Origin of the sequence: Arthrobacter sp. NPDC057259, assembly GCF_042668995.1 — a bacterium.
Taxonomy (GTDB): Bacteria; Actinomycetota; Actinomycetes; order Actinomycetales; family Micrococcaceae; genus Arthrobacter.
In genome coordinates this window covers 1-15,638 of sequence record NZ_JBHUYA010000007.1, presented here as the reverse complement: position 1 = coordinate 15,638, position 15,638 = coordinate 1, and the positions used below count along the sequence as shown (strand labels likewise).

Annotated in this window: 11 protein-coding genes; all 11 read left to right on the top strand. The window is 69.3% G+C overall.

Annotated features, from left to right (window positions below):
* The first annotated feature begins 161 nt into the window (after positions 1-161).
* Complete coding sequence (gene hisI, locus ACFUCU_RS12290) at positions 162-557, top strand: phosphoribosyl-AMP cyclohydrolase (protein ID WP_364137633.1); 396 nt, start codon at positions 162-164, stop codon at positions 555-557.
* 107 nt (positions 558-664) lie between these two features.
* Positions 665-2,233 carry an anthranilate synthase component I gene (locus ACFUCU_RS12285; protein ID WP_377972904.1) on the top strand — a complete coding sequence of 523 codons (1,569 nt, stop codon included), beginning with the start codon at positions 665-667 and terminating at the stop codon, positions 2,231-2,233.
* The gene (locus ACFUCU_RS12280; RefSeq protein WP_377972902.1) at positions 2,230-2,844 is read left to right on the top strand and encodes a Trp biosynthesis-associated membrane protein; all 615 of its coding nucleotides are present in this window, start codon (positions 2,230-2,232) and stop codon (positions 2,842-2,844) included. The genes ACFUCU_RS12285 and ACFUCU_RS12280 overlap by 4 nt, the downstream gene beginning before the upstream one ends.
* 113 nt (positions 2,845-2,957) lie before the next feature.
* Positions 2,958-3,245 (top strand): HGxxPAAW family protein, encoded by a 288-nt coding sequence (locus ACFUCU_RS12275; protein ID WP_290258043.1) that lies wholly within the window; start codon positions 2,958-2,960, stop codon positions 3,243-3,245.
* Positions 3,246-3,247: 2 nt separating this feature from the next.
* Positions 3,248-4,063 (top strand): indole-3-glycerol phosphate synthase TrpC, encoded by an 816-nt coding sequence (gene trpC / locus ACFUCU_RS12270; RefSeq protein ID WP_377972900.1) that lies wholly within the window; start codon positions 3,248-3,250, stop codon positions 4,061-4,063.
* A 93-nt stretch (positions 4,064-4,156) separates the two neighbouring features.
* Positions 4,157-5,521 (top strand): tryptophan synthase subunit beta, encoded by a 1,365-nt coding sequence (gene trpB, locus ACFUCU_RS12265; RefSeq protein WP_377972899.1) that lies wholly within the window; start codon positions 4,157-4,159, stop codon positions 5,519-5,521.
* The gene (trpA, locus tag ACFUCU_RS12260; RefSeq protein ID WP_377972897.1) at positions 5,518-6,363 is read left to right on the top strand and encodes a tryptophan synthase subunit alpha; all 846 of its coding nucleotides are present in this window, start codon (positions 5,518-5,520) and stop codon (positions 6,361-6,363) included. Before trpB ends, trpA begins: the two co-directional genes overlap by 4 nt.
* Positions 6,364-6,366: 3 nt before the next feature.
* Positions 6,367-7,656, top strand: coding sequence for a prolipoprotein diacylglyceryl transferase (gene lgt, locus ACFUCU_RS12255; protein WP_377972896.1), 1,290 nt, complete (start codon positions 6,367-6,369; stop codon positions 7,654-7,656).
* A gap of 262 nt (positions 7,657-7,918) precedes the next feature.
* Entirely contained in the window at positions 7,919-12,535 is a 4,617-nt protein-coding gene (gene gltB / locus ACFUCU_RS12250; RefSeq protein WP_377972894.1) for a glutamate synthase large subunit, read from the top strand.
* On the top strand, positions 12,528-13,985 hold the full coding sequence (locus ACFUCU_RS12245) for a glutamate synthase subunit beta (protein WP_377972893.1): 1,458 nt from the start codon (positions 12,528-12,530) through the stop codon (positions 13,983-13,985). Before gltB ends, ACFUCU_RS12245 begins: the two co-directional genes overlap by 8 nt.
* Before the next feature lie 104 nt (positions 13,986-14,089).
* Entirely contained in the window at positions 14,090-15,589 is a 1,500-nt protein-coding gene (gene pyk / locus ACFUCU_RS12240) for a pyruvate kinase (RefSeq protein WP_377972891.1), read from the top strand.
* Positions 15,590-15,638 lie beyond the last annotated feature (49 nt).

Sequence of the window (15,638 nt, the reverse complement as noted above, 5' to 3'; positions counted from 1 at the left end):
GCGGGTGATGAAGGAGATAGGGCGACGACGGCGGGCCAGGCCCCGGCGGGTGCCCCGGTGCACGGCGTCGAGGTCGCCCGGAGGTCGTTCGGTAGCGCCGGGGGCTTCGCACTGGGACCCGGCGGGCGGCGTGTCCCGCGCAGGCACTAGACTTGGGGGTGATGTCTGAGCAGCCCGCCCCCGCCCCCGCCGCGCCTTCCGGCCCCCTCCCCGAGGACCTCGCACGATCCCTGAAGCGGGACGCCGCCGGACTGGTCGCCGCGATCATCCAGCAGTTCGATACCGGCGAGGTGTTAATGCTCGGCTGGATGGATGACGAGGCGCTGCATCGGACCATGACCACCGGCCGGGTGACCTTTTACTCCCGGTCCCGCCAGGAATACTGGCGCAAGGGCGATACCTCCGGCCACGTCCAGTGGGTCAAGTCGCTCGCGCTGGACTGCGACGGCGACGCCCTGCTGGTCCGCGTCGACCAGGTGGGCGCGGCCTGCCACACCGGCACCCGCACCTGCTTCGACGGACGCGACCTCGACGCCGTCGTCGGCCACGCCGGCTGACCCGTCCGGCACCATCCCGCGCAGCCGGCGCCGCCGCAGCCGGAAACTACCGCAGCCGAACCAACCCGCACACCTAAGACCTACAGAACAGGTGGAAGTACGCAGCCATGCAGGACCTCGGAATCATCAGCCCCAGCCTGGAGGAGTTCCGCGAGCTCGCGGCCGGCAACCGCGTCATCCCGGTCCGGCTCAAGGTGCTGGCCGACGCCGAAACGCCTATCGGCCTCTACCGCAAGCTCGCCCAGGGCCAGCCGGGAACATTCCTGCTCGAATCCGCCGCCGTGGGCGGATCCTGGTCCCGGTACTCCTTCATCGGTGCCCGGTCGCGCGCCACGCTGACCACCAAGGACGGCCAGGCGCACTGGCTCGGCGAACCGCCCGTGGGCGTCCCCCTGTCCGGCAGCCCCGTGGACGCCGTCCGGGACACCGTCCGCGCCCTGCACACCGAGCGCTTCGAGGGCCTGCCGCCCTTCACCTCGGGCCTCGTCGGCTTCCTCGGCTGGGAATCCGTCCGCCACTGGGAAAAGCTCACCAGCCCGCCCGAGGATGACCTGCAGCTGCCCGAGATGGCGCTGAACCTGGTCACCGACATGGCCGTGCACGACAACATGGACGGCACCGTCCTCCTGATCGCCAACGCGATCAACTTCGACAACAGCTCCGAGCGCGTGGACGAGGCCTGGCACGACGCCGTCGCCCGGGTCAAGGAACTGCTCGCCAAGGTCAGCACCCCCACAGCACAGCCGGTCTCCGTGCTGGAATCCGCCGCCCTGGACTTCGCCTCCAGCGTCCAGGAGCGCTGGGACGAGAACCAGTACCTCGCCGCCCTGGACCGCGGCAAGGAGGCGATCGTTGACGGCGAGGTCTTCCAGGTGGTCATCTCCCGCCGCTTCGAGATGGAGTGCGGCGCGGACCCGCTGGACGTCTACCGCGTGCTGCGCAACACCAACCCCAGCCCCTACATGTACCTCTTCAGCCTGGCCGACGCCGACGGCCGCGAATACTCGATCGTCGGCTCCTCGCCCGAGGCGCTCGTGACGGTGACCGGCGACGAGGTCATCACCCACCCGATCGCCGGATCCCGCCCGCGCGGCAAGACCGTGGAAGCGGACAAGGCCCTGGCCGAGGAACTGCTCGCCGACGAGAAGGAACGCGCCGAGCACCTGATGCTGGTGGATCTCTCCCGCAACGACCTCTCCAAGGTCTGCGTCGCCGGCACCGTGGACGTCACCCAGTTCATGGAGGTGGAGCGGTTCAGCCACATCATGCACCTGGTCTCCACCGTCGTCGGCCGCCTCGCCCCCGACGCCACCGCCTATGACGTCCTGAAGGCCACCTTCCCGGCCGGTACGCTCTCCGGCGCCCCCAAGCCGCGCGCCCTTCGTCTCCTCGACGAGCTGGAACCCCACCGCCGCGGCATCTACGGCGGCGTGGTGGGCTACCTCGACTTCGCCGGCGACATGGACATGGCCATCGCAATCCGCTCCGCCCTGTTGCGCGACGGGCGCGCCTACGTCCAGGCCGGCGGCGGCATCGTCGCGGACTCGGTCAACGCCGCGGAGGCCCAGGAAACCATCAACAAGGCCGCGGCCCCCATGCGCGCGGTCCACACGGCCCAGTCGCTGCACACCATCACCCCGGACTCGTTGCCGGGCGCCGAGGGGAGCCGGTCATGAGCGGCACGGTCAAGAGCACCAGTCCGGTGGTTCCCCGCTGGGCCCGCAAGTCCAGCCTGGTCCTGCTGATCGTGGTGCTGGCCCTGGCGGTCTTCGGCGCCACGACCCAGACCTGGCTCACCGTCCGGCTGGACGCCGGGCAGCTGGGCCAGGCGGTCGCCAACCGTGACGGCCTCCAGGTGCAGGGGAGCAAGGCCGCGACGGCGGTCACGGCGCTGGCCCTCGTGGCTCTCGCCGGCGGACTCGCCGCCGCCATCGCCGGCAAGGTGGCCCGCTGGGTCATCACGGTCATCATCCTGCTCGCCGCCGTCGGAATCGTCACCGCCGCCGGCACCGTGCTGGCGGACCCGCTGGCCGCCGCGCAGGGATCCATCGCCGCCGCCACCGGCATCAGCGGCAGCAACGTCTCGGTGGCCACCACCGTCTTCCCCCTCCTGGCCGTCATCGCCGGGGCGCTGCTGGGCCTCTCCGCGCTGCTGGTCGTCCCGGCCAGCCGGCACTGGAAGAGCCGGACGAAATATGACGCCGCCGCCGTCAAGGCCGGCACCGGGGGTCCCGCCGACGAAATCGACAGCTGGGACCGGCTCACCCGCGGCGACGACCCGACGTAGGCAGCGCCCCGCGCGGCCCGGCTCACGTGCCGACCGGCCCGCCCGCGCCCCCGGCCATTGTCACGGCCAAAAAATGGCAGAATGTAAGCAGTATTGATCCTGAGGAGATTTCCATGAGCAAAGCCCCCATGTCTGCACCGAAGCCCGCCGCCGGCACCGGCATCTACGACGACGTCGACCACAGCGAGCCGACCGGCCACGGCAACAGCCCCGCCGCCTGGACCACCGTGATCATCATGCTGGTGGGCGCACTCATCGCATCGATCGCCTTCGTGATCGCCAACACCCCGATCTTCGTCGCCGGCGCGGTCATCATGCTGGTCGGCCTGGTGGTTGGCTTCGCCATGCGCAAGGCCGGCTACGGCGTGGGCGGCAGCAAGCTGAAGAACTCCGGCCACTAGGAGTGAGTGTTCTCGACGACATCAATGCCGGTGTCCGGGAGGATATGGAGGCCCGCCAGCGGCTGGTTTCGCTCGCCGAGCTGAAGGACCGCGTGGCGGCCGTCGCTCCGGCCAAGGACGCCTGGGCCGCCCTGGGCGGGGACTCCGCCAGGGACCAGCTGAAGGTGATCGCCGAGATCAAGCGCAGCAGCCCCTCCAAGGGTGCGCTGGCCACCATCGGCGATCCGGCCTCGCTGGCCCGGCAGTACGCCGACGGCGGCGCGGCCGTGATCAGCGTCCTGACCGAGCAGCGCCGCTTCCACGGTTCCCTTGTGGACCTGGACACGGTCCGCGCCGCGGTGGACGTGCCGCTGTTGCGCAAGGACTTCATGATCGATGAGTACCAGTTCTGGGAAGCCCGCGCCCACGGCGCGGACCTGGTCCTGTTGATCGTCGCCTCCCTCTCCGACGCCCAGCTCCGCGATTATGCGGCGCTGAGCCACGAGCTGGGGATGAACGTCCTGGTCGAGACCCACACCCCGGAGGAAGTCGAGCGGGCCGCGGCGGCCGGCGCCAGGATCATCGGCGTCAACGTCCGCAACCTCAAGACGCTCGACGTCGACCGCTCCGTCTTCGCCGACCTCGTCGCCGCCATCCCCGCCGGCGCGCTCGTCGTCGGCGAGTCCGGTGTGCGCGACGTCGACGACGTCCGGCACTACGCGGCGCACGGCGCCAACGCCGTCCTCGTCGGCGAAGCCCTGGTCAAGAACGCGACCCCGCAGAAGCGGATCGCCGAATTCATGGCCGCGGGCGCCGAGGAAATCGCAGCACGGGCCTGACGCCGGGAGGGCCGGACCTCTGAGGTCCGGCCCTCCGGCGCCTCCGTGCGGCCCCCAAGATCTAGTTAGCAGTGGAACAGGATGGTGAGACTGATGGTCGATGCACCCATGACCGGCTCAGAGGAAAGCCCCGCGGACGCGTTCCTGCAGGGCAACCGGCCCGACGAAGCAGCGCAGGGCACGCCCTCGCTGCGGCACGCCCCGGGACCGTACTTCGGTTCCTACGGCGGCCGCTGGATGCCCGAATCCCTGATCGCCGCCCTGGATGAACTCGAGGACACCTTCGAGAAGGCCAAGGCCGATCCCGAGTTCACCGCCCAGATCGCCGAGCTGAACAAGAACTACTCCGGCCGGCCCTCTCTGCTGACCGAGGCCAAGCGGTTTGCCGAGCACGCCGGGGGAGTGCGGATCTTCCTCAAGCGCGAGGACCTCAACCACACCGGCTCGCACAAGATCAACAACGTCCTCGGCCAGGCCCTGCTGGCCAAGCGGATGGGCAAGACCCGCGTCATCGCGGAGACCGGCGCCGGCCAGCACGGCGTGGCCAGCGCCACCGCCGCGGCCCTGCTGGGTCTCGAGTGCGTCGTCTACATGGGCGCCGAGGACTGCCGCCGGCAGGCCCTCAACGTCGCCCGGATGGAACTGCTCGGCGCCACCGTGGTGCCCGTGACGAACGGCTCCCAGACGCTCAAGGACGCCATCAACGAGGCCCTGCGCGACTGGGTGGCCAACGTGGACAGCACCCATTACCTGCTGGGCACCGCGGCCGGCGCCCACCCGTTCCCGGCCATGGTGCGCTACTTCCACGAGGTCATCGGCGAGGAAGCCCGCGCCCAGATGCTGGAACAGACCGGCCGGCTGCCGGACGCGGTCTGCGCCTGCATCGGCGGCGGTTCCAACGCCATCGGCATCTTCCACGGCTTCCTGGACGATCCCTCCGTGAAGATCTACGGTTTCGAGGCCGGCGGCGACGGCGTCGAGACCGGCCGCCACGCCGCCACCATCACGCTCGGCCGCCCGGGCGTGCTGCACGGCGCCCGCTCCTACCTGATGCAGGACGAGGACGGCCAGACGGTCGAATCGCACTCCATCTCCGCCGGCCTGGACTACCCGGGCGTCGGCCCGGAGCACTCCTACCTCTCGGACATCGGCCGCGTCAGCTACGAGCCCATCACGGACAGCGAAGCCATGGACGCATTCCGGCTGCTGTGCCGCACTGAGGGCATCATCCCCGCCATCGAATCCGCCCACGCCCTCGCCGGTGCGATCAAGATCGGCCAGCGCCTCGCCGCTGAAGCTGCCGAGTCCGGCAACCCGGAGAGCGCGCACGAGAAGATCGTGCTGGTAAACCTCTCCGGCCGGGGCGACAAGGACGTGGCCACCGCCGCGGAATGGTTCGACCTGCTGGACAAGAACTCTCCGGAAGCGGAGATCGCCAAGGAAGGGGAGCAGCTGTGAGCTCCGAGACGCCTGCCGCCGGGACGCCTGCCGCCGCAAACGCCGCAACGGCCAGCAAGTCCGCCGCCGCCATCGACCGCGCCCGGTCCCAGGGCCGTGCCGCGCTGATCGGCTACCTCCCCGCCGGGTACCCCACCGTCGAGGACACCATCGCCGCCGGCATCGCGCTGGCCGAAAACGGCGCCGACCTGATCGAAATCGGGATCCCCTACTCGGACCCGGTCATGGACGGCCAGGTCATCCAGGCCGCCACCACCGAGGCCCTCGCCAAGGGGTTCCAGGTCAGCCAGGTCTTCGACGTCGTCCGCGGCATCACCAGCAAGACCGACGCCGCCGTCCTGGTCATGACCTATTGGAACCCCGTGGTCCGGATGGGCGTGGACGAATTCTCCCGCCGCCTGGCCGAGGCCGGGGGAGCCGGGCTCATCACGCCCGACCTGATCCCGGACGAGGCCGCCGAATGGATGGCCGCCTCGGATAAATACGGCCTGGACCGTGTGTTCCTGGTGGCGCCGTCGTCGACTCCGGAGCGCATGAAGCGGACCGTGGACGCCAGCCGCGGCTTCGTCTATGCCGTCTCCATCATGGGCGTCACCGGTGCCCGCACCTCGGTGAGCTCCGCCGCGAAGAACGTGGTGTCCGCGGCCCGTGCCGCCGGCGCCGAGCGGGTCTGTGTGGGCCTGGGCGTCTCCAACGCCGGCCACGTCCGCGAGATCGCCGCCTACGCGGACGGCGTGATCGTCGGCACCGCGCTGGTCGCGGCGATCGGTGAGGGCGGCGTCGATGCGGTAGCGTCCCTGACGAAAGAGCTCAGCACCGGCCTCATCAAGGAAGAAGCGTAGTCAATGCAGGCAGTCCTCCACGCGGCAGCGCTGGTTCCCGCGAGCATACCGAGCCCGGTCTGGTCCGGGTTCGACATCCCGCTGCCCTGGGGCTCCCTGCGGATCCACGCCTACGCGCTGTGCATCCTGGCCGGCATCATCGCCGGCCTCTGGCTCACCTCCGTGCGCTGGGCCAAGCGCGGTGCCCCTGAGGGCAGCGTCTGGGACATCGCCATCTGGGCCATCCCGTTCGGCATCATCGGCGGCCGGCTCTACCACGTGGTCTCCTCCCCGGACGCCTACTTCGGCCCCGGATTCGACGGCACCGGCGACCTCTCGCTCATCCCGCAGATCCAGCGCGGCGGCCTCGGCATCTGGGGCGCCGTGCTGCTCGGCGCGGTGGGCGCCTGGATCGGCTGCCGCCGCGCCGGCGTCAAGCTCAGCGCCTTTGTCGACGCCGCCGCGCCCGGCCTGCTGCTGGCCCAGGCCATCGGCCGCTGGGGCAACTACTTCAACCAGGAACTCTTCGGCGGGCCCACCACCCTGCCGTGGGGCCTCCAGGTGGACCCCACCAACCCGAATTTCCCGGCAGGAATGCCGGCGGACACGCTCTTCCACCCCACGTTCCTCTACGAGTCCCTGTGGAACCTCGTCGGCGTGGTGATCCTGCTGGCCCTGGACCGGAAGTTCTCCTTCCGCCGCAGCCGGCTCTTCTGGCTCTACGCCATGTACTACACGCTGGGCCGGGTCTGGATCGAGGCCATGCGCATCGACGATGCCGAGCAGATCAACCTGTTCGGCATCACCACCCGCCTCAACGTCTGGACCAGCCTCCTGGTCCTGGCCGCCTCACTGCTGGCCTTCGTCCTCCTGGGCCTGCGCAAGAGGACCGGCGAGGACACCGTGTACCTGCCCGGCCGCGAACCCGCCGCCGTCGAGGGTGACGCTGAGGATGCCGACGACGACCACGTCACCGAAGGCAGCGCGGAGGAGCGCGATGCCGCCGAAGGCAGTGCGGAAGAGCGCGACGGCGAACGGGACGCGGAGGACCGCGACGGCGACGCCGTCGAGGGCGGCCGCGACGCCGAGAAGGCCACCGTCCCGGCCGTCCGCCATTCGGACTCGGCTGTCTCAGATAATGAATCCCGTGATAATCTCCCGGTGAATACCAGCGGTCCGGACCGGGCTTCGGCCCAGGCCGTAGCCGCGGGCGAACCCAACGGCGGCCACGATGCCGCCGCCGCGAAGCCGGCAACCGGGAAAACCGGCCGCCGCGCCGCCGGAACCGCGCCGGAGACTGACGCCACCCCATAGTTCAGGACCGGCATTCGGGCTGCAGGGAAACCCCCGGCCGGGCCCGTTACCCACAGCGTCGTGGTCTCATAGGACAGCGCGTCCGGCACATAACAGCCGCGCGCAAGTCCGGCCGGCGGCCCGCGTAACTGTTCGTGCAGTATGCGGCCCTGGCCTACAATTCCAGTAGGAAAATCACACTGTTGTGCCCGTCACACCGGCGCAGCGTCACGGGCCAATGTTGTCCCTCCCATACGCTCGATCAGGAGGAAGGACGTCTCCCATGACCCAAACTCTGCACAGCCCCAGCTGGTCCGAACCGGACCAGCCCGCGACGGCACTCTCGCCTTTCCGGCGCTTCGCGGCACTGCCCGACGCCGCAGGCCTCTACAACCCGGAGCAGGAGAAGGACGCCTGCGGCCTGGCCATCATTGCCACCCTCCGCGGCGAACCCGGCTACGACATCGTCGATGCCGCTCTCACCGCCCTGCGCAACCTCGAACACCGCGGCGCCGTCGGAGCCGATGAGGGAACCGGCGACGGTGCCGGCCTCCTCATGCAGATCCCGGACGAGTTCTTCCGTGCCGTGACCAGCTTCGAGCTGCCCGCCGCCGGCCAGTACGTGGTGGGCACCGCCTTCCTCCCCGCCGAACAGCGCGAAGCCGACGCCGCGAAGGCAGGCATCGAAGCCCTCGCCGCCGATGAGGGCCTCACCGTCCTCGGCTGGCGTGAGGTGCCAGTCGTCGCCGACCTGGTCGGCGCCATGGCCCGGGCCTGCATGCCCTACTTCTCCCAGCCGTTCCTGGCCTCCAGCACCGGTGAGGTGCTCTCCCACAATGACCTGGACTCCCGGGCCTGGCGGATCCGCAAGCGCGCGCAGAACAAGTTCGGCGTCTACTTCCCGTCGCTCTCGTCCCGGACGATCGTCTACAAGGGCATGCTCACCACCGCGCAGCTGGAGCCGTTCTACCCGGACCTCTCGGACAAGCGCTTCAAGACCAAGCTCGCGATCGTGCACTCGCGCTTCTCCACCAACACCTTCCCGTCCTGGCCCCTTGCCCAGCCGTTCCGCACCATCGCGCACAACGGCGAGATCAACACCGTCAAGGGCAACCGGAACTGGATGCGGGCCCGCCAGTCGCAGCTGGCCAACCCGCTGCTGGGCGACAGCCCCGAGGAGCTGTACCCGATCTGCACCCCCGGCGCCTCGGACTCGGCGTCGTTCGATGAGGTCGCCGAGCTGCTCTGGCTCTCCGGCCGGCCCATCACGCACTCGATCATGATGATGATCCCCGAGGCCTGGGAAAACCATGCCACCATGGACCCCGCCCGCCGGGCGTTCTACGAGTACCACTCCCTGCTGATGGAGCCTTGGGACGGCCCCGCCGCGGTGTCCTTCACCGACGGCGCGCTGGTGGGCGCCACCCTGGACCGCAACGGCCTGCGTCCGGGCCGTTACTGGATCACCGAGGACGGCCTGGTGGTCTTCGCCTCTGAGGTCGGCGTGATCGACGTCGAACCGGCCAAGGTGGTCAAGAAGGGCCGCGTCTCGCCCGGCAAGATGTTCCTGGTGGACACCGAGGCCGGCCGGATCATCGACGACTCCGAGGTCAAGGCCGAGGTGGCCGCGGCGAACCCGTGGGCCGAATGGCTCAAGGACAACCTGATCGACCTCAAGGACCTTCCCGAACGCGAGCACGTGGTGCATACCGCCGCGTCGGTGAACATCCGCCAACGCACCTTCGGCTACACCACCGAGGAACTGAAGATCCTGCTCGGCCCGATGGCCCGGACCGGTGCCGAACCCCTCGGCGCCATGGGTTCGGACACCCCGGTGGCCGTCCTCTCCAAGCGGCCCCGGCTCTTGTTCGACTACTTCGTGCAGTCCTTCGCCCAGGTCACCAACCCGCCGCTGGACGCCATCCGCGAGGAACTGGTCACGTCGCTGACCTGCGCGATCGGACCCAACGGCAATCTGCTGGACACCAAGCGGGTCCGCCAGCCGCAGGTCTCGCTGCCGTTCCCCGTGATCAACAACGACCAGCTGGCCAAGATCGCGAACATCGAGAACGCCGACGGCGACCGCGTAGCCATGAAGGTCCGCGGCCTGTACCGGCCCGAGGGCGGCGAGAACGCGCTCCGGGCCCGGCTGACCGAGATTTGCGAGCAGGTCTCCGGCGCGATCAACCGCGGCGTGCAGTACATCGTGCTCTCGGACCGTGACTCGAACGCCCAGTGGGCCCCCATCCCGTCCCTGCTGCTGGTCAGCGCCGTGCACCACCACCTGCTGCGCAGCGCCAACCGCACCAAGACCGCGCTGGTGGTCGAGGCCGGAGACGTCCGCGAGACCCACCACGTGGCCGTGCTGATCGGCTACGGCGCGTCCGCGGTCAACCCGTACCTGGCGATGGAATCCGTGGAACAGCTCATCGCCTGCGGCGACGTCACCGGCGTCACCCCGCAGGACGGCGTCTACAACCTGATCAAGGGCCTGGGCAAGGGCGTCCTGAAGATCATGTCCAAGATGGGCATCTCCACGGTGGCCTCCTACACCGGCGCCCAGACCTTCGAGGCGCTCGGCCTCGGCCAGGAACTGGTGGATGAATACTTCGCCGGCACCCACTCCCAGCTCGGCGGCGTCGGCCTCGACGTGATCGCGGCCGAGGTGGCCGCCCGGCACCGCATGGCCTACCCGGAGAACGGGATCGAGCAGCCGCACCAGCCGCTGCTGGGCGGCGGCGAGTACCAGTGGCGCCGCGACGGCGAACCGCACCTGTTCAACCCGGAGACGGTCTTCCGGCTGCAGCACGCCACCCGGGAACGCCGCTACGACATCTTCAAGGCCTACACCCGCGGCGTGGACGACCAGTCCACCAACCTGATGACCCTCCGCGGGCTGCTGAAGTTCAAGGACGGACTGCGCCCGGCCGTGCCGCTTGAGGAAGTGGAACCGGTCTCCAGCATCGTCAAGCGCTTCTCCACCGGCGCGATGAGCTACGGCTCCATCTCCCAGGAGGCGCACGAAACCCTGGCCATCGCGATGAACCGTCTCGGCGGCAAGTCCAACACCGGCGAAGGAGGCGAGGACGTCGAGCGGCTGCTGGACCCCATCCGCCGCTCTGCGGTCAAGCAGATCGCGTCCGGCCGGTTCGGCGTCACCAGCCTCTACCTGACCAACGCCGACGACATCCAGATCAAGATGGCCCAGGGCGCCAAGCCCGGCGAGGGCGGCCAGCTGATGGCCCAGAAGGTCTACCCCTGGGTGGCCCGGACCCGGCACTCCACGCCCGGCGTCGGACTCATCTCCCCGCCGCCGCACCACGACATTTACTCGATCGAGGACCTCGCGCAGCTGATCTACGACGCCAAGCGCGCCAACCCCTCGGCCCGGGTGCACGTCAAGCTCGTCTCCGAGGTGGGCATCGGCACCGTGGCCGCCGGCGTGACAAAGGCCAAGGCCGACGTCGTGCTGGTCTCCGGCCACGACGGCGGCACCGGCGCCTCGCCGCTGAACTCGCTCAAGCACGCCGGTGTGCCGTGGGAACTCGGCCTCGCCGAGACCCAGCAGACCCTGATGCTCAACGGCCTGCGCGACCGCGTGGTGGTGCAGGTCGACGGCCAGCTCAAGACCGGCCGCGACGTGGTCATCGCCGCGCTGCTCGGCGGCGAGGAATACGGCTTCGCCACCGCGCCGCTGGTGGTCTCCGGCTGCATCATGATGCGCGTCTGCCACCTCGACACCTGCCCGGTGGGCGTCGCGACGCAGAACCCGGAACTCCGGTCCCGATTCAACGGCAAGCCCGAGTTCGTGGTCAACTTCTTCGAATTCCTGGCCGAGGAAGTCCGCGAAATCCTCGCCGAACTGGGCTTCCGCAGCCTGGAGGAGGCGATCGGCCACGCCGAGATGCTGGACACCCGCGAGGCGATCAGCCACTGGAAGGCCGAGGGCCTGGACCTGGACCCCATCCTGCACGGGTTGGAGTTCGACGACGACGCGCCGCTGCGCAACCTCACCGGCCAGAACCACGAACTTGACAAGCACTTCGACCAGCGCCTGATAGGGATGGCCGCCGAGGCCCTCAGCGACCGGACGCCGGTGAAGATCTCCGTCGACGTGATCAACACGGACCGCTCCGTGGGCACGATGCTGGGCCACGAGGTCACCAAGACCTTCGGCACCGACGTGCTCGCCCCGGACACCATCGACATCACCCTGACCGGCACCGCCGGACAGTCGCTCGGCGCGTTCCTGCCCGCGGGCATCACGCTCCGGATGTTCGGTGACTCCAACGACTACGTCGGCAAGGGCCTCTCCGGCGGCCGCGTCATCGTCCGCCCGGACCGCACCAACGTCTTCCCGGCCGAGCGCAACGTCATCGCCGGCAACGTGATCGGCTACGGCGCCACCAGCGGCGAGCTGTTCCTGCGCGGCCAGGTGGGGGAGCGGTTCATGGTCCGCAACTCCGGCGCCACCGCAGTCGTCGAGGGCATCGGCGACCACGGCTGCGAGTACATGACCGGCGGCCAGGCGCTCATCATCGGACGGACCGGCCGGAACTTCGGCGCGGGCATGTCCGGCGGCACCGCCTACGTCCTGGACCTGCAGCCCGAACGGGTGAACAAGCAGGCCCTCGACGCCGGCGAACTGCTGCTGCGCGAGCTGGACGCCGAGGACCGCGAGATCGTCCACGCGCTGCTGACCCGGCACGTGGAGGAAACCGAGTCCCAGCACGCCGCCCGGCTGCTCGAGGACTTCGACGACACCGCCGCCCGCATCACCAAGGTCCTGCCGCGCGACTACGCGGCGGTCCTGCAAACCCGTCTCGACGCCATCGAAGAGGGCCTGGACCCCGACGGCGAAGAAGTTTGGTCTCGAATCCTGGAGGTTACCGGTGGCTGATCCACGCGGATTTTTGAAAGTACGCCAGCGTGAGACCCAGCCGCGCCGTCCCGTCCCGGTCCGCATCATGGACTGGAAAGAGGTCTACGAGGCGCAGGAGAAGGGTGTCCTCAAGGCCCAGGCCGGCCGCTGCATGGACTGCGGCGTGCCGTTCTGCCACCAGGGCTGCCCGTTGGGAAACCTGATCCCGGAATGGAACGACCTGGTCTGGCGGGACAAGGGCGAAGAGGCGATGGAGCGGCTGCACGCCACCAACAACTTCCCCGAGTTCACCGGCCGGCTCTGCCCTGCCCCCTGCGAGGCGTCCTGCGTGCTGGGCATCAACCAGCCCGCCGTAACCATCAAGCAGGTTGAGGTCTCGATCGTGGACCAGGCGTTCGACAACGGCTGGGTCACCCCGCTGCCGCCGGCGCGCCTCACCGGCAAGACGGTCGCCGTCGTCGGCTCCGGCCCGGCCGGCCTGGCCGTGGCCCAGCAGCTCACCCGGGTGGGCCACACGGTCGCCGTCTACGAACGCGACGACAAGATCGGCGGACTGCTGCGCTACGGCATCCCCGACTTCAAGATGGAAAAGGACCACGTCGACCGCCGGCTGGACCAGATGAAGGCCGAGGGCACCCGCTTCCGCACCGGCGTCGCCGTCGGCACCGACGTGACCTGGGAACAGCTGCGCCGCCGCTACGACGCCGTCGTGATCGCCACCGGCGCCACCGTGCCCCGTGACCTGCCGATCCCGGGCCGCGAGCTTGAGGGCGTGCACTTCGCCATGGATTACCTGGTGCCCGCGAACCGCGTGGTGGCGGGGGAGACCGTGGAGAACCAGATCAACGCCGCCGGCAAGCACGTGGTGATCCTCGGCGGCGGCGACACCGGCGCGGACTGCCTCGGCACCGCACACCGGCACCAGGCCGCCTCCGTGACCACCCTGGCGATCGGCAAGCAGCCGGCCGCCGAGCGCGCCCCGCACCAGCCGTGGCCGACGTTCCCGACCCTGTTCGAGGTGGCCAGCGCCCACGAGGAGGGCGGCGAGCGGACCTACCTGGCCTCCACCGTCGAGTTCGTCGGCGAGAACGGCAAGCTCACCGGCGTCAAGGTCGCCGAGACCGAGTTCGTCGACGGCAAGCGGCTGCCGAAGGCCGGGACCGAGCGGATCATCCCGGCGGACCTGGTGTTCCTCTCGCTTGGCTTCACCGGCGCCGAACCGGCCGGCATCACCGAGCAGGTCAGCGCCGACTTCGACGGCCGCGGCAACGTGGCCCGGGACGGCTACTACATGACCAACACCGAGGGCGTGTTCGTTGCCGGTGACGCCGGCCGAGGCCAGTCGCTGATCGTCTGGGCGATCGCCGAGGGCCGGGCCTGCGCCGCCGCGGTGGACAAGTTCCTGATGGGCAGCACCACGCTGCCCGCGCCAGTCGCGCCGACGGACCGTGCCATTTCGGTCCTCTAACCCGGCTCCGGGCCGGCGGGGCGATCCCTCGCCGGCCCGTGAAGGACGCCCGCCGTTCTTCTCCCCGTCAGCTTAAACAACCAAGAGACTACTAGGGTAGGTATATGAGACGCGCTAAAATTGTGGCCACCTTTGGACCGGCGATCGCCAGCTTCGAGAACACTCTCGCCGTGCTGGAAGCCGGCGTGGATGTGGCCCGGATGAACATGAGCCACGGCGACTACTCCGTGCACGACAACACGTACGAGAACGTGCGCAAGGCCGCCAAGCAGCTCGGCAAGGCCGTCGCCATCATGGCCGACCTGCAGGGTCCCAAGATCCGCCTCGGCCGCTTCGTCGACGGGCCGCATCTGCTGGCCGTCGGTGACATCTTCACCATCACCACCGAGGACGTCCCCGGTACCAAGGACATCTGCTCCACCACCCTGAAGAGCCTCACCGAGGACGTCAACCCGGGCGATGCCCTGCTGATCGACGACGGCAAGGTGGCCCTGCGCGCCCTGGAGGTCGACGACGTCAAGGTCGTCGCCCAGGTGGTCGTGGGTGGCTTCGTGTCCAACAACAAGGGCATCAACCTCCCCGGCGTGGCCGTCAACGTGCCCGCGCTGAGCGAAAAGGACGAGGATGACCTCCGCTGGGCCATGAAGCGCGGCGTCGACATGGTGGCGCTGTCCTTCGTCCGCGACGCGTCCGACATCACCCGCGTCCACGAGATCATGGACGAGGAGGGCCGCCGGGTTCCGGTGATCGCCAAGATCGAGAAGCCGCAGGCCGTGGAGCAGCTGCCCGAGATCATCGATGCGTTCGACGCGATCATGGTGGCCCGTGGCGACCTCGGTGTGGAGCTTCCGCTGGAGGAAGTGCCGATCGTGCAGAAGCGCGCCGTCGAACTGGCCCGCCGCTGGGCCAAGCCGGTCATCGTCGCCACCCAGGTGCTCGAATCCATGATCGACAACCCGCGTCCGACCCGCGCCGAGGCCTCCGACTGCGCCAACGCCGTGCTCGATGGCGCCGACGCGGTCATGCTCTCCGGTGAGACCAGCGTGGGCAAGTTCCCGATCGAGACCGTCAAGACCATGGCCCGGATCATCGAATCCACCGAGGTTCACGGACTGGAGCGCGTCCCCCCGCTGGGCACCAAGCCCAAGACCCGCGGCGGCGCCATCACCCGTGCCGCCGTCGAGATCGCCGACCAGCTGGAGGCCAAGTACATCTGTACTTTCACCCAGTCCGGTGACTCCGCCCGCCGCCTCTCCCGCCTGCGCCCCACCCGCCCGGTGTTCGCCTTCACCCCTGTGGAGCACGTGTGGAACCAGCTCGCGCTGACCTGGGGTATCCAGCCGGTGCTGGTCCCGATGGTGGGCCACACGGATGAGATGACGGCCCAGGTGGACCGCAACCTCCTCGAGATGGACCTCGTCGACGACGGCGACATGGTGGTCATCGCCGCCGGGTCGCCTCCGGGTAAGGCCGGTTCGACCAACATGCTCAAGGTGCACCGCGTGGGCGACCTCGCCGACGCCGGCAGCCAGGGCGATGCGACCGTCACCAAGGACAAGCTCGGCCCGTGGCCGGAAAAGAAGAAGAAGAACAACAAGATCTAGTTCTTCGGACACCAAAGGAGGGCCCCGCCGCTGGAAACCAGCGGCGGGG